At 47.9% G+C, this 20827-nt stretch carries 16 protein-coding genes; 7 read left to right on the top strand and 9 right to left on the bottom strand.

Going from position 1 to position 20827, the window contains the following annotated elements:
- Window positions 1-20 precede the first annotated feature (20 nt).
- The 7 genes from BHV73_RS02735 to BHV73_RS02705 all read left to right on the top strand — a co-directional run bounded on the left by BHV73_RS02735 (window position 21) and on the right by BHV73_RS02705 (window position 12172).
- The gene (locus BHV73_RS02735; RefSeq protein ID WP_286736291.1) at window positions 21-1766 is read left to right on the top strand and encodes a RagB/SusD family nutrient uptake outer membrane protein; all 1746 of its coding nucleotides are present in this window, start codon (window positions 21-23) and stop codon (window positions 1764-1766) included.
- A gap of 49 nt (window positions 1767-1815) precedes the next feature.
- Window positions 1816-3222 carry a DUF4960 domain-containing protein gene (locus tag BHV73_RS02730; protein WP_286736288.1) on the top strand — a complete coding sequence of 469 codons (1407 nt, stop codon included), beginning with the start codon at window positions 1816-1818 and terminating at the stop codon, window positions 3220-3222.
- Between the two features lie 13 nt (window positions 3223-3235).
- A complete protein-coding gene (locus tag BHV73_RS02725) occupies window positions 3236-4819 on the top strand; it encodes a glycoside hydrolase family 32 protein (RefSeq protein ID WP_278424275.1) in 1584 nt (527 codons plus the stop codon).
- Between the two features lie 42 nt (window positions 4820-4861).
- Window positions 4862-6586 carry a DUF4960 domain-containing protein gene (locus BHV73_RS02720; protein WP_286736286.1) on the top strand — a complete coding sequence of 575 codons (1725 nt, stop codon included), beginning with the start codon at window positions 4862-4864 and terminating at the stop codon, window positions 6584-6586.
- 400 nt (window positions 6587-6986) lie between these two features.
- Window positions 6987-9821, top strand: a complete 2835-nt coding sequence (locus BHV73_RS02715) for a glycoside hydrolase family 3 N-terminal domain-containing protein (RefSeq protein WP_286736283.1) — start codon at window positions 6987-6989, stop codon at window positions 9819-9821.
- A 96-nt stretch (window positions 9822-9917) separates the two neighbouring features.
- A complete protein-coding gene (locus tag BHV73_RS02710) occupies window positions 9918-11036 on the top strand; it encodes a lactonase family protein (RefSeq protein ID WP_286736281.1) in 1119 nt (372 codons plus the stop codon).
- Between the two features lie 83 nt (window positions 11037-11119).
- On the top strand, window positions 11120-12172 hold the full coding sequence (locus BHV73_RS02705) for a DUF4831 family protein (RefSeq protein ID WP_286736279.1): 1053 nt from the start codon (window positions 11120-11122) through the stop codon (window positions 12170-12172).
- A gap of 56 nt (window positions 12173-12228) precedes the next feature.
- Here BHV73_RS02705 and BHV73_RS02700 read toward each other — a convergent pair whose 3' ends face one another.
- The 9 genes from BHV73_RS02700 to rlmN form a co-directional block, all read right to left on the bottom strand.
- The gene (locus BHV73_RS02700; RefSeq protein WP_118466775.1) at window positions 12229-12579 is read right to left on the bottom strand and encodes a PqqD family protein; all 351 of its coding nucleotides are present in this window, start codon (window positions 12577-12579) and stop codon (window positions 12229-12231) included.
- 10 nt (window positions 12580-12589) lie between these two features.
- Entirely contained in the window at window positions 12590-14254 is a 1665-nt protein-coding gene (locus BHV73_RS02695; protein ID WP_009122471.1) for an MFS transporter, read from the bottom strand.
- A 196-nt stretch (window positions 14255-14450) separates the two neighbouring features.
- A complete protein-coding gene (gene secG / locus BHV73_RS02690) occupies window positions 14451-14846 on the bottom strand; it encodes a preprotein translocase subunit SecG (RefSeq protein WP_009122472.1) in 396 nt (131 codons plus the stop codon).
- Between the two features lie 4 nt (window positions 14847-14850).
- Window positions 14851-15729, bottom strand: coding sequence for a DUF8458 domain-containing protein (locus BHV73_RS02685; RefSeq protein ID WP_286736273.1), 879 nt, complete (start codon window positions 15727-15729; stop codon window positions 14851-14853).
- A gap of 7 nt (window positions 15730-15736) precedes the next feature.
- Window positions 15737-16261 (bottom strand): LptE family protein, encoded by a 525-nt coding sequence (locus BHV73_RS02680; RefSeq protein WP_009122474.1) that lies wholly within the window; start codon window positions 16259-16261, stop codon window positions 15737-15739.
- Window positions 16248-17498 carry a sigma-54 interaction domain-containing protein gene (locus tag BHV73_RS02675; RefSeq protein WP_009122475.1) on the bottom strand — a complete coding sequence of 417 codons (1251 nt, stop codon included), beginning with the start codon at window positions 17496-17498 and terminating at the stop codon, window positions 16248-16250. Before BHV73_RS02675 ends, BHV73_RS02680 begins: the two co-directional genes overlap by 14 nt.
- 1 nt (window position 17499) lies before the next feature.
- Window positions 17500-18597 carry a 4-hydroxythreonine-4-phosphate dehydrogenase PdxA gene (gene pdxA, locus BHV73_RS02670; protein ID WP_009122476.1) on the bottom strand — a complete coding sequence of 366 codons (1098 nt, stop codon included), beginning with the start codon at window positions 18595-18597 and terminating at the stop codon, window positions 17500-17502.
- Window positions 18598-18599: 2 nt separating this feature from the next.
- A complete protein-coding gene (locus tag BHV73_RS02665; protein WP_009122477.1) occupies window positions 18600-19658 on the bottom strand; it encodes a DUF4837 family protein in 1059 nt (352 codons plus the stop codon).
- Window positions 19659-19727: 69 nt separating this feature from the next.
- Window positions 19728-20765 (bottom strand): dual-specificity RNA methyltransferase RlmN, encoded by a 1038-nt coding sequence (rlmN, locus tag BHV73_RS02660; RefSeq protein ID WP_009122478.1) that lies wholly within the window; start codon window positions 20763-20765, stop codon window positions 19728-19730.
- Between the last annotated feature and the right edge of the window lie 62 nt (window positions 20766-20827).

The following is a 20827-nucleotide window of genomic DNA, read 5'->3' as shown; positions in this document are numbered from 1 at the left end:
GAACAACAAATAGAAAAACCATGAAGAATTTAGTATATACCCTTATCTTCGGACTCGCATGGATATGCACCGGATGCTCCGACTTCCTGGAAAGCCAGACACCGCAGGGAAGTGTGGACGAAGAACAACTGCAAGACCCGGCTTATATAGACAACCTGGTGATTTCGGCATACGCCGTATGGATCAGCGCCGAGGATATCAACTCCTCTTTCTCCTTATGGAACTACGATGTCCGCTCGGATGACGCTTACAAAGGCGGCAACGGTACGGAAGACGGCGATGTGTTTCACGCGTTGGAAACCTCGCAAGGTATCATGACCACCGCATGGAACATCAGCGACATCTGGCAACGGTTATACAACAGCATCTCACGCGTAAACATGGCTTTAAAATCTCTGAACGGGATGGACGAAGCCACCTACCCGGAAAAGCAACAGCGTATCGCGGAAATGCGTTTCCTGCGCGGACACGGACATTTCCTGCTGAAACAGCTTTTCAAGAAGATAGTCATAGCCAATGATGAGACGCTGGATCAGGAAGGTTATAACAACTTGTCCAACGATGTCTATACCAACGACGAGAGCTGGGCGGAGATAGCCGGAGACTTTGAGTTCGCCTACAAGAACCTGCCGGTTACCCAAGAGGACAAAGGACGCCCTACCCGTGCTGCCGCTGCGGCTTATCTGGCAAAAACATATCTGTACAAAGCATACCGTCAGGACGATGATGCCACCAACGAAGTAACTTCCATTAATGCGGAAGACCTTCTTCAAGTGGTGAAATACACGGACAAGAGCATCATGAGCGCAGGCGGCTATGGTCTGGAACCGGATTTTCACAACAACTTCCGTCCTGAACCGGAATATGAAAACGGCGTGGAATCTCTGTGGGCCATGCAATACTCCATGAACGACGGAACAAAGAACGGTAACTGTAACTGGTCCAACGGTCTGATTGTACCCAATATTCCGGGTGTGACAGACGGCGGTAACGACTTCTACAAACCCAGTCAGAACTTGGTAAACGCTTTCCGTACCGATGCCGGCGGACATCCGTTATTCGACAGCTTCAACACCAAGAACTACGACAAGGCCGAGGACAACGCCGACCCGCGTCTGTTCCTCACGGTAGGTATGCCGGAGTTTCCTTACGAATTCAACACCAAATACATGATGAAGAAAAACAATACATGGAGCCGTAGCGGCGGTCTGTACGGCTATAACGTCACCCTGAAACAGAACGTAGACCCCGACGGCGGTTATCTGGTGAAAGGTAGTTATTGGGGCACGCCTATGAACCACATCGTACTGCGCTATGCCGACGTATTGCTGATGCGTGCCGAAGCTCTGATTCAACTGAACGACGGCCGGATCGAAGAAGCCGTAAGCCTGATAAACGAAGTACGTAGCCGTGCCGGTCAGAGCGTTACCGCAAGTACCAGTGTGATAAAGAATTATGCCGAGGACTATGGCGTAAAGATTAAGGTAGAGCCTTACAACGGTACATACAGCCAAACCGATGCCTTGAAAATGCTGAAGTTCGAGCGTCGTGTGGAACTTGCCATGGAGTGCGACCGTTTCTTCGACCTCGTACGCTGGGGTGAAGCGGCCGAAGTACTGAACAAGTACTATGCCGAAGAAGCAGCCGATTGCAGTATCTACTCCAACGCCTCGTTTACCAAAAACAAAAACGAGTACCTGCCCATACCGTTTGCGCAAATCAGTGCCAGCAACGGAAGATATGTACAGAACTGCGGCAACTGGTAACTCCTCTGCGGGAATGGAAACATCGTTTTACCTTCAAAAACAGAAAAGAATGAAATCAATCCTGAATATATTTAACCTGTCTTTCCTCACAGCCATTCTATTATTGGCTACGGGATGCAGCGATGACAACAGCAGCGCGCTCAGACTGAACGAAGACACCGCCATCAAATCCTTTGCGCTGGACAACTACTCCGGCATCATCGACCCTCAAAAAGAGACTATCACCATCACCCTGCCGGAAGACTACGATATGGCGGCAATGACAGTGACCGACATACAACTGCCGGCAGGCGCCGAGGCGACCCTCAAGCAGGGAGATGTACTGAATCTGAACATGACACAGACTGTAAAAGTAGCCAATGGCAACGTATTCCAGCAATACGTCATCCAAACGAGATACGATGAAGCGCGGATTCTGACATTCCAACTGAATGATATGTATAGCGGCATCATCGACCAGCAAAACCAGAACATTCTGGTTCAGGTACCGGCTTCGGCCGATATAACGAAGCTCGTCCCCACCTACACCGCCACCGAAGGAGCCATCGTAGCCCCTGCCGGAGGAACCGCCATGGACTTCAGCCGTCCGGTAGACTTCATCGTATCCAACAATATGGCATCGGCTGTCTATACCGTAAAGGTACTCACACCCGCAGGCAAGCCGGCAGCGGTTTATGCAGGCCTCGCTTCCACCATCGAAGGACTGAACCCCGAAGAGAAAGAAGCGGCGACGTGGATGCTGTTCAATGTGAAAGACGCGCAATATGTTTCTTTCAGCGACATAGCGTCAGGCAACGCGGATTTAAGTGAATGTAAGGTGTTGTGGTGGCATTTCCATGCAGACGCCACCATCGATGATATGAACAAGTTCGAAACGGCTGCTCCGGCCGCCTTGTCTGCTGCCGATGCGATTAAAACACGTTATGAGCAGGGCATGAACTTGTTGTTGACACGATACGCCACTTTCTACGCCGTCAATCTGGGAGCGGCCAAAGACAATAAGAATCCCAACAACTGCTGGCTCGGACACACGGAAGCCGAACCCGAAATCACCGCAGAGCCGTGGAGTTTCTTTATACAAGGACATGAAAATCACCCTGCCTATCAAGGTATACACGAGGGTAATGCCGTATATACCTGCGGTAAGGGCTACGGAATCACCAACACTACCGCTCAATGGCATTTACGCTCGCAAGATGGAGCGAACCCTTGGGGAGATTACAACGATGAGGCCGACTGGTCTCGGAAACATGGCGGCCAAGCCTTAGGTTACGGTGGCGACGGAGCTATCGTGGTTTGGGAATATCCGGCCGACGGCGGCAAGGGCGGCGTCTTCTGCATCGGTTCCGGTTGCTACGACTGGTATTCGGAAGGCATCGACACATCCAAAGACCCATACCACGGCAATGTAGCCAAGTTCACCAAAAATGCAATCGATTATCTAACCGGTAAATAAAGACTGACATACAATGAAAACAATGATATACACACTTGCATACGCCGCGCTGCTGGGTACAACCCTCGGCAGTTGCAACGACGATAACGCTCCCGTGCTCACCCAAAAGGACTGGGACAACACCGCCACTTATTTCGAGCCGACCGATGAAAACATGTTCGGCACTTACTACAAACCGCAACTGGGCTACGTGGGCGACCCCATGCCGTTCTACGACCCGCAAGCCGGTGACTTCAAAATAATGTACTTACAGGAGTACCGCCCCAATCAGACCACTTACCACCCGTTTTGGGCGGTAAGTACCAAAGACGGCGGCAGTTACACCTCATTGGGTGAACTTATCCCCACCGGAACGGAAGAGGAGCTCGACGCGGCCTTAGGTACAGGCTGTACATTCTATGATGAAGCCAATAAGCTATATTATACCTATTACACCGGACACACAGCCGACACCGAAGTCGTGATGCGGGCCACTTCCACCGATTTCAAGACGTGGAGCAAAGACCGTACTTTCTTCCTGCCCGGCAGCAATGACGGTTACAGCCGGAAAGACTTCCGCGACCCTTTCATCTTCGAAAGCGAGAGTGGCAAATATCACATGATCGTATCCACTAAGAAAGACGGTATAGGAGTACTCGCCGAGTACACTTCCACCGACTTGAAAACATGGGAACACGCGGGCGTATTCATGCCGATGCACTGGGGCGCCGACCGCTTCTACGAATGTGCCGATGTATTCAAGATGGGCGACTGGTGGTACCTCGTGTATTCCGACCAGAATGCCGTATCACGCAAGGTATGCTACTTCAAAGGCAGTACGCTGGACGAACTGAAACAAATGACCGCCGCACCTACTTTCCCCGACAACAAAGAGGGTGTGCTCGACTCCCGTGCCTTCTATGCCGGAAAAACGGCAAGCAACGGAACCGACCGTTACATTTGGGGCTGGTGTCCCACCCGTGCCGGCAATGACAATACGGCTGTCGGCGCTGCTCCTGCCGAACCCGAGTGGGCGGGTAATCTTGTAATGCATAAGATTATCCAGCATGAAGACGGCACGCTCTCATTAGGATATGTAGACGGAATTCTGAACAAGTACACCGACAACGCCACACTGAAAGTAATGGCGCAAAGTGAAACCGGTGTAGCCGAGAGTAACGGCAACTATACGCTCAGCGGTGATGCCTACGTACTTTTCAACCGCCTGAACGTACACAACAAGCTTACATTTACCGTAACAGCCTCAAGCAACGAAGATGTATTCGGTATTTCCCTGGTACGCGGCACAGACTCCGGGAAATACTACTCCCTTATCATCAATCCGGAAGACAACAACAGCAACCGCAAAATCAACTTCGAGCAGAAAGGGAAGGAAGGCATGGGATTCATCGCAGGAATAGACAGCTACAAATTTCCCGTTCCCGCCGATAATATTTATCATGTCACCATCTGCACGGACAATTCCGTATGTACCGTCTATATCAACGATAACGTGGCATACACCAACCGCATCTACGGCATACAGAAAAATTGCTGGTCGTTAGACTCTTATGCGGGCAGCATACAGGTGAGCGACATAAAAGTGAGCTGCTACTAAATGGAAAACAAAAGAATACCAATACTAAAAAGAACAAATATCATGAAAACAAAACTATCTACTCTTATTTCATCAAAGTTAGCCTTCAGGCTTTTGGCGTTGACCTTTACAACACTGACATTGACCTTTACGGCATGCAGCAATGACGACGAAGACGATATTCTCGGCCAAGGTGAGGGCAAGCAACTGGCACAACCCGTGGCTGTGGACTTCTCAGCAGGTATCACTACTCGCGTAACGACAAACAGTGAGTGGGAAATAGGTGACCTTGTAGGCATATCGGCTTCTGAAATAGTAGGAACAACATCCACTCCTAAATATACAAACGTACAATACAAAGCGGATATAACCGGAGAGTCTACCACATTCTCTTGGGCTGGAACAGAACAAGACGAGATAGCCTATACCTCAGAGAATAAAATGGTTTTCACAGCGTATTATCCGTATACTGATAACGAAGATGGCATTATCGAAGCCAATACTGCTACTACGGAAGAAGAACAAAAGAAGATTGATTTTCTATTTGCTTCTTCTAAAGGAAAGTATATTGAGGGGAATGCAAATCAGAAAATAAACTTTGCTTTCCAACACAAAATGGCACGTATCCGACTGAAAATTAAAGTAACCGATGCCACACCAATAGAAAACAAAAGTATTATATTAGGCGGTTTGAAGCACAAAGGAACATTTAACATAAAATCCGGTATCGCAAGCCCTAATGGTAATGTAGTAAATGACTGGTCACTTGGAAACTTAAACTCTACAACGAGTGGTACAGAAATGGAAATCGTCCGTATCATCTACCCACAAAATACCGAATCTCTCGACTTACAGATTGGAGATAAGGATGATAATCTAAAGACATCATTCATTCTGCTCGGTAATAAGTTCGAACCAAATAACTCATATACCATTAATGCAGAAGTAAGAAACGGCAAAATCCACGCTACCATTACTCTTGATAATAATACAATAGAGGGGTGGAATGAGAATAAACCGGGTAAGAAAGCCTTTATCGGTATTGCAGATAATATAGAAGAACTAACAGAGGAGGCAAAGGCTGCTGCAACATGGATGATACAAAATATTGAAAACTCTGAATACATCAGCATCAACCAAATCACTGAAAATAATATCAATCTTGATAGATACAAAATGATTTGGACACACTTTGATTGGACGGAAGCAAATACAAATAACGATGCAATAGTAGATAACGCTAACGAAGCTATTAAATCATATTTTCAAACAGGTGGAAATATATTAGCATCACGCGATGCCGCCCGTTTTATCGGTAAGTGGGGAATTTCCAAAAATGGGTCATATCCTAAGAATTACTGGGGTGGAAATGATAATGTGGACTTTAATAAAAGTCTTTATTGTAACAATATCTATCATCCATTATTTAACAATATTACGTTCAATGAACATTGGCTCCCATTACATGCAGAAGATGCCGGCTATAAAAACAGTAATCGGGTTCTTCAATGGAATATTAATGATGAAGCAGAAAAATATGATGATATAAATGCATGGCAAACTGCAACGGGAGGCACTCAATTAGGTTCAGACGGTAGTAACACTGGTACGACTATTCGTGTCGCAGAATTTTCGCCACGCGAGAATAGTGGAAAAGCCATTGTTATTGGAGACCCGTCTTTTGAGTGGAAAAACTCCAATGAAGAAAGTAATAGCATGCATAGTAATCTTACAAAACTTGCAACCAACACTATTAACTACTTAATCGGCCAATCCAACAACAAATAGCAACAACCGCAAACAATAATATATTAAATATACATTATTTGTGATTACCTGTAATGATACCCCTAAATAAAACAAGGTTTCTATCAAAGCCATAATAGCCTCACGACCGAGAGACTATTAAAAGGCTCATAATACTATATTAAAAGGCTTATAATATGATATTATAAGCCTTTTAATCATAAATCACCTTATGACAGAGAGACACTGACTTAATCAACGAAAAGATATCAACCATATAATCTATCAGTCAAAGGCACAAACGCCATTATCCGCAGCTATCATCCTATCCCGATACAGTATGTACAATAAATACCCGTACTTCGGACAATTTTATCCTTTCCTGTCTCTAAAACTCATTATCTTTGACACCCGAAGAAAACTATAAAAAACATACCATACCATGAAAAAATTAATTGTAGCTACCTTGTTATTAGGCAGTGGCACATTACTGTCTGCACAGAAAACTACAAAAGTACCGGCACACTACAAACCGGTAAAAAGCGAAATGTACCGCAAGGGTTGGATAGATTTCAACAAAAACGGTGTTAAAGACATATACGAAGATCCCGCCGCAACACTCGACGACCGCATCGAAAACCTTTTGCAACAGATGACACTCGAAGAAAAAACCTGCCAGATGGTTACCCTCTACGGCTACAAACGGGTACTGAAAGACGATCTTCCCACTCCCGAATGGAAACAGATGCTTTGGAAAGACGGTATCGGAGCCATCGACGAGCATCTGAACGGTTTCCAGCAATGGGGACTTCCCCCCTCGGACAATGAAAACGTCTGGCCTGCCTCACGCCACGCCTGGGCGTTGAACGAAGTACAACGTTTCTTCGTTGAAGATACCCGCCTCGGCATCCCCGTAGACTTCACCAATGAAGGCATCCGTGGCGTGGAAAGTTACAAAGCCACCAACTTCCCCACCCAACTGGGCTTAGGACATACATGGAACCGTGAGCTAATCCGCCAAGTCGGACTTATCACTGGGCGGGAAGCCCGTATGCTGGGCTACACCAACGTCTACGCCCCCATCCTCGATGTAGGCCGCGACCAGCGCTGGGGACGTTATGAGGAAGTCTACGGTGAATCTCCCTATCTCGTTGCCGAACTGGGTATCGAAATGGTACGCGGACTGCAACATAATCACCAAGTAGCCGCCACTGCCAAACATTTTGCCGCCTACAGCAACAATAAGGGAGCACGTGAAGGCATGTCGCGCGTCGATCCGCAAATGTCGCCGCGCGAAGTGGAAAACATCCATATCTACCCTTTCAAGCGGGTAATCCGCGAAGCCGGACTACTGGGCATCATGAGCTCCTATAACGACTACGACGGTATCCCCGTTCAGGGCAGCTACTACTGGCTGACAACCCGCCTGCGCCAGGAAATGGGTTTCCGGGGATATGTAGTGTCGGACAGCGATGCCGTGGAGTATCTCTATACCAAGCACAACACCGCCAAAGACATGAAAGAAGCCGTACGCCAAAGTGTGGAGGCAGGCCTCAACGTACGTTGTACATTCCGCTCGCCCGACTCGTTCGTGCTTCCTCTGCGCGAACTCGTAAAGGAAGGCGGGCTGAGCGAAGAAGTCATCAACGACCGTGTGCGCGACATCCTTCGGGTAAAGTTCCTTATCGGACTGTTCGACTCTCCCTACCAAACAGACCTTGCCGGAGCTGATAACGAAGTGGAAAAGGCGGCCAACGAAGCCGTTGCCCTGCAAGCATCCCGCGAGTCCGTCGTATTACTGAAAAATGCAGATAACACACTGCCGCTGAATATCGATAAGATAAAAAAGATTGCCGTCTGCGGCCCGAACGCCGATGAGGAAGGCTATGCTCTGACACACTACGGCCCACTTGCCGTAGAGGTGACTACCGTCCTCGAAGGCATCCGAGAAAAAGCGCAAGGTAAGGCCGAAGTGCTTTATACCAAAGGTTGCGACCTCGTAGACGCCCATTGGCCGGAAAGCGAAATCATAGAATATCCGCTTACCCCCGACGAACAGGCCGAAATAGACCGTGCCGCTGCCAATGCCCGCCAAGCTGATGTGGCGGTAGTAGTACTGGGCGGCGGTCAGCGTACCTGCGGCGAGAACAAATCGCGTACAAGCCTGGAATTACCGGGACGCCAATTGAAATTGCTTCAAGCCGTACAAGCCACTGGTAAACCTGTGGTACTGGTACTGATAAACGGCCGTCCGCTATCCGTAAACTGGGCTGACAAGTTTGTCCCCGCCATTCTCGAGGCCTGGTATCCGGGTTCCAAAGGCGGTACGGCAGTAGCCGACATTCTCTTCGGCGACTACAACCCCGGCGGCAAGCTGACAGTTACTTTCCCTAAAACAGTCGGACAAATACCGTTCAACTTCCCCTGCAAACCGGCTTCACAGATTGACGGTGGCAAGAATCCGGGAGCGGACGGCAATATGTCGCGCATCAACGGCGCGCTTTATCCCTTCGGCTACGGTCTGAGCTATACCACTTTTGAGTATTCCGACCTCGAAATCAGTCCCAAAGTAATCACGCCCGACCAAAAAGCCACCGTACGCCTAAAAGTGACGAATACCGGCAAACGTGCCGGTGATGAAGTGGTACAACTCTACACCCGCGATATATTGAGCAGCATTACCACCTACGAAAAGAATCTTGCCGGCTTTGAACGCATCCGTCTGAAACCGGGAGAAACCAAAGAGGTTACTTTCACGCTCGACCGCAAGCACCTCGAACTGCTGAATGCCGATATGAAGTGGATAGTGGAACCGGGCGAGTTTGCCATCATGGCGGGCGCATCTTCCGAGGACATCCGGCTGAATGGCATACTTACCGTAGAAGACTACCGGAGCCGTCTGCATGCCCTTGAAAGCCAAAAGCCCGTCAGTCCCGTAACGGCCAGTACCGATATGGAAAATGCCCCGAACGTGCTCGATGGAAAAATCAGCACCGTTTGGCAAGGTAATAAGGGAGATTATATTACCTTTGCTCTAAAGAACGGTGCTAAAGTAGACGAAGTATCTATCGCCTTCAAACGCGATAACAAGCTGCCGGCAGAGTTTGAAATACAGCTCTCGGGCGGTGGCGGGCAATTCCTGACGGTTTATTCGGGTACTGTCAGCCAATATGAGCAGCTCATCCCCTACTCGTTCAAGGGAACTACCGCCAGCGACCTGCGCATCGTGCTGAATGACGACCGCGTAGGAATAGCGGAAGTAGTGCTGAAAGAATAAAATACAAGTTATAAGTTATGAGTTATAAGTTATTCGCTTGTACTTTTTCCTTTCGGGAACTAAAAACAAACAAATAACTTATAACTCATAACTCCAATGAAACTTCTTTATTGTATGCTCGGATTAAGTATGGCGGCCTGCACGCCTCAAAAGACCGTCAACGGCGGTGAAGACGAACTATCCATGTTGATAGGTACATACACCGACGGAACAAGTAAAGGTATCTATTCTTTCCGTTTCAACCAAAAGACGGGTACGGCCACGCCGCTCGACTCGGTGGAGCTATCCAACCCGTCCTACCTCACGCCATCGGAAGACGGTAAATTCATTTATGCCGTAAGCGAGATGAATGACAGCACGGCAGCCGTCAATGCGCTTGCCTTTGATAAACAAACGGGCAATCTCCGCCTGCTGAACAGCGAACGTACTCCGGGAGCGGCTCCCTGTTACGTATCCACGAACGGCAAAGAAGTGCTGACCGCCAATTACAGCGGCGGAAACATGTCTGTATTCCGGTTGCGCAAGGACGGTACGCTATCACCTGCGGAAGCGCTCTTTAAAGGTACGGCCAACGGCCCGGACACCATTCGCCAAATCGTACCGCACATCCATTGCGCCCTGTTCTCACCGGACGGGAAGTATATATTCGCCACCGATTTCAGTGCCGACCGTATTCTGCGCTTTACATTAAGCTCCGAAGGCAACATCTCCCACCTGCCCGGTGAAGCGACCGATATCGCTCCCGATTCCGGCCCGCGCCACCTCACATTCAGCCCGAACGGTAAGTTCGCTTATCTCATCAATGAACTGTCCGGTAAAGTAATCACCTTCGGTTATACCGACGGCAAACTGGAGCAGATACAGAGTATCGCAGCCGACTCGCTGCAAGCCCGGGGAAGTGCGGACATCCATTTAAGTCCCGACGGCAAATTCCTCTATGCCAGCAATCGCCTGGAAGGAGACGGTATAGCCATCTTCGCGGTAGATACCGTAAACGGAACATTAACCCGTGCGGGATACCAGTCTACCGGCATCCATCCGCGCCATTTCAATATCACGCCCAACGGCAAATACCTGCTGGCGGCTTGCAGAGACAGCAATGTCATCCAAGTATACGAACGCGACACCGAAAACGGATTGCTAAAAGACACACAGCAAGATATTCTTATCGATAAACCGGTCTGTGTACAGTTCATCCCGCCATTTCACAATTAGTTAATCTTTCGTAAATGAATTTCCAAGAACAAAGAACTTCGTTAACTTTGTTATTTAAATTAGCTATAAACCGATAGAGAAGTATGAAGAAAAAGATGATATGGCTTGCCGGGCTTTTCATAGCCACAAGTACCTATGCCCAAACGGATGTCACCACCGGCATAATGCGCGGTAAGGATTACGGTGTAACTTATCTCCTGCCCAAAACCGAAATAGAGATTGTAGTGGAAGCTACCAAACATACGTACATGCCCGGAGAGTTCTGTAAATATGCAGACCGTTACCTGCGCATGAACAACGTATCTGCCGACCCGGAGATCTATTGGACCATCGACAAGTTGCAGACCCGTGTAACCGGAGTGCCCGATAAAGATAATGTTTACTTCGTCAAGCTGAAAGACAAAACCGTAGCCCCGCTAATGGAGCTTACCGAAGACGGAATCGTACGTTCCATCAACATGCCGCTCAGCGACCGTACGGTACCGGCAACCAAAATAACCGCCACCGCGCAAGAGATTATAGACCCGCGTAAATTCCTTACGGAAGAGATACTCATGGCAAGTTCCAGAGCTAAAATGGCGGAGTTGGTAGCCAAAGAAATCTACAACATCCGTGAAAGTAAAAACGCCCTTCTTCGCGGTGAAGCCGACAATATGCCGCAGGATGGCGCACAGCTCAAAATCATGCTCGACAACCTGAACCTGCAAGAACGCGCCATGACGGAAATGTTCTCCGGTACTCTGAAAGAAGAGCCCCAAACATTTACAATCCGTCTGACTCCGAAGGAAATGGACAATGAAGTAGCTTTCCGCTTCTCCAAACGACTGGGTGTAGTAGCCTCTGATGATTTGGCAGGCGAACCGTATTATATCTCCGTAACCGACTTGAAAACTCCCGCCATTCCCGAAGACGACGGTAAGAAGAAAGTCGACGGAGTGGCCTACAACGTTCCGGGACGCGCCCACATTACATTAACAGGTAACAACAAAAAATTATTCGACGGCGAGCTGCCTATCACGCAATTCGGTACCATAGAATACCTTGCGCCTGTATTGTTCAATAAAAACTCCACTGTAAAAGTACTGTTCGATACAGCCACAGGCGGGCTGATAAAGGTAGACAGAGAAAACAATTAGAGAGTTGAAAGTCAAGAGTTGAAAGTTAGCATGCGGCATCATAGCGCAGCTAACTTTCAACTTTTAACTCTCAACTGAACAAACCCATCCTTCTGCAACTGCATAATGTAAGCAGTGACACGGGAAGGATAGTTATCTTCATTTTGGAAATGTTCGGTAAGCAGAGAGATTATCTCTTGTACTGTCCGTTTTCCGTCTATCAAACTCCATACGGCAGTACCATGTTCTTCCAGCTTCACACGGATATCGGCCGACATACTTTTCGGCAACAAGAAACGTCTCATCCAGTCATACTTAAACCGGGGAAAGGAAAGTACCGCGTACTCCCCTTCCCATCCGGTCGTAATATGTCCGCACTGAACGGGGACAGTATCCAACAGGTTTACTTTTCCTTTTGTATCTGACATTACCGTCTTATCAAGCTTTGATATTAGGTTCTTCCAAACCAAGTCCTTTCTTCTTATCGACAATCTTAAGGATAAATCCCAGTACCAAAGCGGCAACGCCAAGGCAGGCCAGCATCACAAGCGGCGCGGTGTAATCATACGAAACGGCAGCCTCTTCCGGAGTAATCACACCGTTTTTCAAATCAGCCACAAGTTGCGTATTTGTTTTATCAAGCACCTTTCCGATAAGAAGCGGAAAAAGCCAAAGACCGATATTCTGCACCCAGAAGATAAGCGCATAAGCGCTACCTATAATCTTGGCATCAACCAGTTTCGGAACGCTGGGCCATAAAGAAGCGGGAACCAATGAGAAACTTGCGCCAAGCACCAATATGGTAAGGTAAGCTATCATAACACCGCCTACCGCATTGTCTTTGAACTCAGGAAGTACAAACGCAAAGGTAAGATGACAAAGCACGAGCAGCATTGAACCGATCATCAACATCGAGGCCGCCTTGCCCTTATGGTCGACGTAGTTGCCCAATATCGGAGTGATACCCACAGCAAGCAAAGGGAATACGGCAAATACCGTTTCCGCGCTCTGGCGCATATAACCCATATAGCAGAAAACAGCCAGCAATACTCCGGCAAGGGTAAGCAAACCGTACTTCATACTTGCTTTCTTCATAAAATTACTTGCGAAAGAAGCGCCTGCAACGACAAGCATAATGCAATACTGAAGAATCGTCACCGTATTGGTAGCCCAGAAAGAGTCGGAAGGTACTTCCTTAAATACCAAATTACATTGCAACATATTTACGGCATACTTCTGGAACGGGAATATGGCAGAATAATAAAGCACGCAAAGAAGAGCCACCAACCAGAATCCGCTGCTTGACAAAATAGTACCGAGATCGCTAATCTTGAACGGATCGTCTTTCTCCTCAGCCTCACCCGTTTGCGCATCGAGTTTCTTATCCATAAAGAAGTAAACAATAAACATGATAAGCGCAATAAGCAACAATACAACGCCAAATGCCACCGAACGGGAAACATCGATAACGCCCCCTAACTTGGCGAATACCGGAGAGAATATCATGCAAGTGGCGACTCCCAAACGGGCAAGCGCCATTTCGGAACCCATGGCAAGCGCCATTTCACGGCCTTTGAACCACTTGACGATACCGCGGGATACCGTAATTCCCGCCATCTCGACACCGCAACCGAAAATCATGAAACCTATTGCCGCAAACTTAGCCGATGCCGGCATACCTCTATAAAACGGAGAGATACCCAGTTCATCGAAACCGGGAATATAGTTCAGATTGTCGGTAAACCAAGTTTGAAGCCCACTTCCCTGAAAAGCATCCGTCACCGCATACCAGTTGATGGTAGCTCCGACAAGCATCACAGCTCCGGAAAGGATTGCTGTAAAGCGCACCCCCATTTTATCGAGGATAATACCCGCGAAGATGAGGAAAAACACGAATACATTAAGGAATGTCTCAGAACCCTGCATCGTACCGAATGCGGTCGAATCCCAGCCGCGTGTGGACTGCATCAGGTCTTTAATAGGTGAAAGTATGTCCATAAAGATATATGAACAGAACATGGCGAACGCCAAAAGCAGTAGCACCAACCAGCGCATACCTGCCGAATCGCGGAGCGTCTGGTGAATTTTGTCAGTAGTTGTCATTACAATAGTATAATAAATTGATTAATTAAATTCGGTTTATATATCATGACGGATAGTATAATAAAACATACGCTTTTAATAAGTATCCCGCTGCAAAAGTAACTAAATATAAAAGACTATAAATAAAAACAGGCAGAATTGCACAATATTAATTGTACAATTCCACCTGTCAAGAAATTCGGTTATTTCTCGAATATTAGTTTGCAGCCGGTTCTGCAGCGTCCGTGGCAGCAGGAGCTGTTGCCGCCGGGGCTGTCTCGGCCGGTTGTTCAGCTTGCGGAGCAGCCGTACCTACGGGCATATTGTACGGGTTTGTTTTTTCTTCTTGTTGTGCCTGTTCCAGAATTACATCACCGCCCTTGTGAGAAACGGAAGGAATGACGTAAGCCGAAGCAACACTCATCACCACCAAAAATACAGCGAGGCTCCATGTTGCCTTTTCCAGAAAGTCAGTAGTCTTGCGTACACCCATGATTTGATTGGATGATGAGAAACCCGAAGCCAGACCGCCGCCTTTGGAATTCTGAATCAACACAATGAAGCACATCAGCACGGATGCAATCACCATTAAGATAACTAATAATAAGTACATTTTGTTATTTTGATTTAGCGTTAATAATCAATTTCTCTAAAAATCTTATTTGGTCTGCAAAGTAAGCATTTTTTTTTGGATAATTCAAACTTAATTTTTTAATAATTTCAAGCGCTTTATCATATCTACGCTGTTTAATATAGATTTTGGCCAAAGTTTCCGTAAAACAGCTATCGTCCAGGCTGTCCTGCGGGGGCTGTTCACCGTTAGCTCCGTCTTCTTCGGAAAGCGACTGACCATTCTCTGAGAAGGCGGTCGGAGCGCTTTCGTTTTTCCCGGAAGATATTTCCTCTTCTCCGGAGAATATTTCTTTTTCTTCCGGGGATACCGGGACTTCTTCAAGATATACCGGTCTTGCGGATACGGACAGTTCCGTAGACTCGCTCTTGCGGATAAATCCGTCTATCAGTTCGTGCCCGCGCAGCTTGGGAACTTCCTTTCCGTCGGCTGGTTCGGAATCCGTCGAACCGTCATCCTGCAACAGATACGTAGTGTAATCCATTGCATAATCCAGTTCGGTAGCTTGCGAATGTTCTTCGGGAACAGTTGCAAGGAAAGCGTCTATCAAAGAAAGCGTACGGTCTACGCTGGGTTCTTCTTCCAGCACTTTGGAAGACAGCAAAGGAGATTTCCGGGATTTCAGGGTGTAACGGTCGCCCTCTATCAGATAGAACAATACGCGTCTGTCCGCCACATACAGTACAGCCTTACGCAGTTCCGCACCGAATGTGATGTCATGCAGCAAATAAAGATTCTTGAGGTATAACAGCCGGAGCGACTGGAAATAGGGATAACGGGCCACCAATGTACGAAGCTCGTACAAAGTGTCCTTATCCAACATTTCAGGATGCTGTATCCATTGTTGCAAATAGGCAGAAGTCATTCCTCGGTTACCAGTTAGCTACGGTTGAGTTAAATATTTGTTCTGTGATATCCTTTATCATTTTACTTATCAGGTCGTCCTGCACATCAGTCAGCAACAAGGACGAATCATAAGTCTGGAAGGCGGAGAACTGTTGTTCAAAGTCTTCCTCATGGTTGGTGTTGTTTACATAACGTACGTTAACGGTCATGGTCAGCTTCACTTTAGAAGAAAAACCGTCCGCAGCCACAGCCTCGTTGTACTGGTTATAGCCGGTTATCTCACCGTCTATTTCCAAATCGCCGTTGGCGTTCACCAGTTGCAGACGTGTCTGCTGGATAAACATGTCCTTGAGTTTCTGGTTGAACTCCGTAGTCATGGGAGCGTACACGTATTCGGCACGATTGGGAAATTCGGCAATCGTAATAGTCTTTACTTTGCTGTAATCGATAGAGCTTATCGGGGCAAGTCCCATAGAGATGCGGCAGGAAGCTACCACGCACACCACACCCGCTAACGCCGATACCAGCGCTATTTTCTTAATCCAATCCATATTCTTTTATCTTTCTGTATAGCGTGCGCTCCGATATATTCAAATCCTTGGCCGCACTTTTGCGTTTTCCGTGATGCCTTTCGAGAGCTTTGCGTATCATCTCTTTCTCCACTTCATCCAGCGAAAGAGATTCTTCAACGTATTCTTCCGTATCTTGGATATCATCATCCATGGCGGGAGCCGGTTTTACGGAAGGATGTATTATGGTAGGCACAGCAGCGGGCACAGAAGCCACTACCGCAGGAGCAGGCGTATAGTAAGCGGCAGGCGTTACGGCCGGACTTCCCACAGCAGCCCGTTCGGTCATAATCTCGTGTACCAGTTTCTTCAGTTCGGTCACATCCTGACGCATGTCGAAAAGCACCTGATACAGTATCTCGCGCTCGCTCTCAAAGCTCTTGCTCTCATTCTTCACGCCAAACAGGGCGGGCAGACGCTGCGCATTGTTCTGTTCGGGCAGATAGTTCTTCAAAATAGAAGCGTTGATTTCGCGATTGGTTTCGATGATGGAAATCTGTTCCGTTATATTCTTCAGCTGGCGTACGTTACCGGGCCATGAATATGCCAGCAGCAATTGCTTGGCGTCCTCGGTCAGCTGAATCGCAGGCATACGGTACTTCTCGGCAAAGTCCGATGCAAACTTGCGGAACAACAGCACCACATCCTCTCCGCGTTCACGCAAAGCCGGAACCTGAATAGGCACCGTGTTAAGACGGTAATACAAGTCTTCGCGGAAGCGCCCGTCGGCAATCGCCTGCGTAAGATTCACATTGGTGGCGGCTACGATACGTACATTCGTCTTTTCCACCTTAGACGAACCGACCTTGATAAACTCGCCCGTCTCGAGCACACGAAGCAAACGGGCTTGCGTAGGCATGGGAAGTTCGCCTACTTCATCAAGGAAAATCGTTCCGCCGTCCGCCTCACCGAAGTACCCTTTCCGTTCGCCGATAGCACCTGTAAAAGCGCCTTTCTCATGACCGAAAAGCTCCGAATCTATCGTCCCTTCGGGAATGGCGCCACAGTTTACGGCAATGTATTGCCCGTGCTTTCTCCGGCTGTACTGGTGGATTATCTGCGGGAAGCTCTCCTTACCCACACCACTCTCTCCGGTAATCAGCACCGACAAATCGGTAGGAGCCACCTGAATGGCAATATCGATGGCACGCATCAGTGCCTCGTTATTGCCGATGATGCCAAAACGTAATTTTACTTGTTGTATTTCCGCTTTCGTCATACTACAAATCTTCTTCTACACTATCGAGTTTCAGTTTGTCACTGTCGTCACGTCTTTCGTAATATTGTTTCCGCAAAGGATTGGCGTGCGCTTCTTTCTCACGCATACGGTTACGGAACACGTCGATTGCCACATAGACAGCCTGACGGAAAGAATCTTCGGAAGCGAGCCCTTTTCCCGCAATGTCGTAGGCTGTGCCATGCGCCGGTGAAGTACGCACTACCGGAAGTCCCGCGGTATAGTTCACGCCCTCGTCCATGGCCAATGCCTTGAACGGAGCCAGTCCCTGATCGTGGTACATTGCCAGTACGCCGTCAAAATGGGTAAAGTTACCGGAACCCATAAAGCCGTCAGCCGGATAAGGTCCGTAGCACAACATGCCTTTGTCTGCCAGTTCCTGTATGGCAGGACTGATGATTTCCTGCTCTTCCGTACCCAGCAGCCCCTCATCGCCTGCATGCGGATTCAGAGAAAGTACGGCAATACGCGGTGCTCCGATGCCGAAGTCCTGCTTCAGAGAACGGTTGAAGATTACCAGTTTCTCTTGTATCAATTCTTTAGTAATGGTCGATGCGATCTCTCTTACGGGGATATGTCCTGTCACCAATGCCACCCGGAAGTCATCCTTCATCAGAATCATCAAAGCCTTTCTGCCGTCGCCCAACTTCTCCTCGATATACTCCGTATGCCCGGGGAAAGAGAACTCTTCCGACTGGATGGTATGCTTGTTGATAGGAGCCGTGACAATGACGTCAATCAGCCCTGCCTTATACTCCTCAATCGCTTTTTCCAAAGCGCCGAGAGCGGCTTTACCCGCCTCTGAATCAGGCTTGGAGAATTCGACCTTTACTTCATCGTCCGTACAGTTCACCACACTCAAACGGTCGGGCGCAGCTTCGGATGCCGAGTTTACAATACTGAAATTGGTCGGCAAATCCAACGATTTGCGATGATAGGCAGCCACTTTGGGCGAACCGTAAATAATCGGAGTACACAGCTCCAGCATCGTAGGATCTGAGAAAGTTTTTAAAATCACCTCATATCCCACTCCGTTTATATCTCCCTGAGTTATGCCGACTCTTATTTTGTTATCTTCCATTCTTATTTTTCTATTTTAGTGGAATTTTCTTTTGTTACCGCCAAAGGCATTTCGTTTCCTTCCTGTTTGCTTCCCGGCAATCTAAGCGTATACAGTGACGCTTCCATCTGACGTACCAGATTGCGTTTCATCTTATCGGGTGAGTATACAAATATCTCGGATACGATAATACGCCGGTTAGCCTTGTCCAAACGAACATGAGACACGTACGGACCGCCCATAAAGTCGCCCTTCACACGCCACAAGCCGCGGGCTTCCAAAGCATATTCGCCCTGTACATTGATAGGACGCACATCTGTCATCAACGAATCGGTTTCCATGTACATGCCTTCGCTCGCACCGGGAATATTGACTTTCATCACAGAGTCGCGCTTATGCACAAAGTACTCTTTCGTGAATGTATCCTTGTCCGTATAAGGGTAAGAGTAGATAACGAAATTCTGATCGCCCGTCGCCGCATTCGTACCTGCCCAGAAGAAGTTTTCCCCCTGTTTGGTTGCGGTCAGTTCACCGGGAACCCATACGTCACAATCGAACATACTCTTTACTTTCGTCGAAACATAATCATTGTGCTTGGTTTCCAGCACTGAAATCTGACGGTTCATTTCGGCACGAGTAAAGAAATCGATGATAACCTGTCTGTTTTCTTCGACAAACTTCTCGAAAGAGGCTTCGTCCGGCGCCTGAATAGTCAGGATGGATTGCGGAGCGGCATAAACGTCCTTCGCGTACTTAAACTTGGGCTGTGTATACTGGTCTTTGTTTATCTCGACAATAATAATATTGCGGATCAACTTCAATGTAGCGTCATAGTTTGCAGGAGAAGTATACATAATACGGAATGAACGTTCCGACTGGGGCAACCCCGGCACATCGGAATCAAGCACGTTATAGAGGGCGCGACCTGCAGGACGTTCCCACAGTCCCTGGTCAACCACTACCAAAATTTCATACGCCCGACCGCTTGACGTCGGAGTAAACACACCCTTCTTGCCATTACCGCACGCTGAAAACAGTGCGAGTATCAGGGACATACTCAAATAAAACAGGTGTTTCTTCATATATCTATATGTTTTAGTTTTTACAAAGCTACGAAAAAGCCATATAAGCTTGACGGCAAAGTTAATAATTTATATTAATTCTTCTTTATTCTCTTCCTGTTTAGCCGTTGAAAGCATACCGCATGCAGCGAATATATCCTCACCGCGGGAAGCGCGAATCGTAGTAAACAATCCATGCGACGTCAGATAATCGCGAAGCGTTGTCATCGTCTCCATATCGGCACCTTCCAGATCAACTCCCGGAATCGCATGAAAACGAATCAGATTGACGCGGCAGTCCAAACCTCGCAACAGCTTCAGCAACTCCTTGGCATACAACAGCGAATCGTTCACTCCCTTAAAAACAATATACTCGAAAGATAGTCTGCGCTGTTTACTAAAATCATAGTTTCTTAACAGTTCTACAATCTCGGCAATGGAGAAAGCCTTTTCGGCAGGCATCAGTTCGCGTCGCTGCAAAGGCACGGGCGAGTGCAGGCTGATTGCCAAATGACAGTCCGACTCTTCAATGAAGCGTTGCAAACCCTTACGAAGCCCGACGGAAGAGAGCGTAATCCGCTTCGGGCTCCAACCGTAGCCATAGGACGATGTCATCACTTCCAACGCCTTCAACACCTCATCGAGATTATCCAACGGTTCTCCCATACCCATCATCACCACATTGGTCAGCTTGTCCCGTTCGGGCAGAGAATTAATCTGGTTGATAATCTGGTTGGCGGTCAGATTGGCGGTGAACCCCTGCTTGCCGGTCATGCAAAACTTGCAGTTCATCTTACACCCTACTTGGGAAGATACGCACAGCGTAGCCCTGTCCTCATCCGGAATGTAAACAGCTTCCACATAATGCCCCTCTCCGGCACGATAAAGATACTTCACCGTACCGTCTGCCGAGCGCATGGCATCCACCGGCGCCTCACCCCCTACTTCATATATCTCTTTCAACAGCTCCCGGTGTTTCAACGACAGGTTTGTCATTTCATCTATGGAAGCTGCTTTTTTGTCATATAGCCACGAAGCGATCTGTTTGGCTGCAAATCCGGGCATCCCCAGATTCTTTACGACTGCCTGAAGTTCGGTTAAGGTAAGACCTAAAAGAGGTTGTTTCATTCTAATTGCATATTTACGATAACAAGATAGTTTATTCACCGATAAATTATCTTTTGCAAAGG

Origin of the sequence: Bacteroides sp. 44_46 (assembly GCF_001915465.1) — a bacterium.
Taxonomy (GTDB): Bacteria; Bacteroidota; Bacteroidia; order Bacteroidales; family Bacteroidaceae; genus Bacteroides; species Bacteroides clarus.
This window is presented reverse-complemented; position numbering and strand designations above follow the sequence as displayed.

Coding starts and splice junctions, on each gene's coding strand:
- BHV73_RS02725 (WP_278424275.1), top strand. CDS start 3,236: ATGAAAACAATGATATACACACTTGCATACGCCGCGCTGCTGGGTACA.
- secG (WP_009122472.1), bottom strand. CDS start 14,846: ATGTACTTATTATTAGTTATCTTAATGGTGATTGCATCCGTGCTGATG.
- BHV73_RS02705 (WP_286736279.1), top strand. CDS start 11,120: ATGAAGAAAAAGATGATATGGCTTGCCGGGCTTTTCATAGCCACAAGT.
- BHV73_RS02710 (WP_286736281.1), top strand. CDS start 9,918: ATGAAACTTCTTTATTGTATGCTCGGATTAAGTATGGCGGCCTGCACG.
- BHV73_RS02695 (WP_009122471.1), bottom strand. CDS start 14,254: ATGACAACTACTGACAAAATTCACCAGACGCTCCGCGATTCGGCAGGT.
- BHV73_RS02700 (WP_118466775.1), bottom strand. CDS start 12,579: ATGTCAGATACAAAAGGAAAAGTAAACCTGTTGGATACTGTCCCCGTT.
- BHV73_RS02715 (WP_286736283.1), top strand. CDS start 6,987: ATGAAAAAATTAATTGTAGCTACCTTGTTATTAGGCAGTGGCACATTA.
- BHV73_RS02665 (WP_009122477.1), bottom strand. CDS start 19,658: ATGAAGAAACACCTGTTTTATTTGAGTATGTCCCTGATACTCGCACTG.
- BHV73_RS02680 (WP_009122474.1), bottom strand. CDS start 16,261: ATGGATTGGATTAAGAAAATAGCGCTGGTATCGGCGTTAGCGGGTGTG.
- BHV73_RS02720 (WP_286736286.1), top strand. CDS start 4,862: ATGAAAACAAAACTATCTACTCTTATTTCATCAAAGTTAGCCTTCAGG.
- BHV73_RS02730 (WP_286736288.1), top strand. CDS start 1,816: ATGAAATCAATCCTGAATATATTTAACCTGTCTTTCCTCACAGCCATT.
- BHV73_RS02685 (WP_286736273.1), bottom strand. CDS start 15,729: ATGACTTCTGCCTATTTGCAACAATGGATACAGCATCCTGAAATGTTG.
- BHV73_RS02675 (WP_009122475.1), bottom strand. CDS start 17,498: ATGACGAAAGCGGAAATACAACAAGTAAAATTACGTTTTGGCATCATC.
- BHV73_RS02735 (WP_286736291.1), top strand. CDS start 21: ATGAAGAATTTAGTATATACCCTTATCTTCGGACTCGCATGGATATGC.
- pdxA (WP_009122476.1), bottom strand. CDS start 18,597: ATGGAAGATAACAAAATAAGAGTCGGCATAACTCAGGGAGATATAAAC.
- rlmN (WP_009122478.1), bottom strand. CDS start 20,765: ATGAAACAACCTCTTTTAGGTCTTACCTTAACCGAACTTCAGGCAGTC.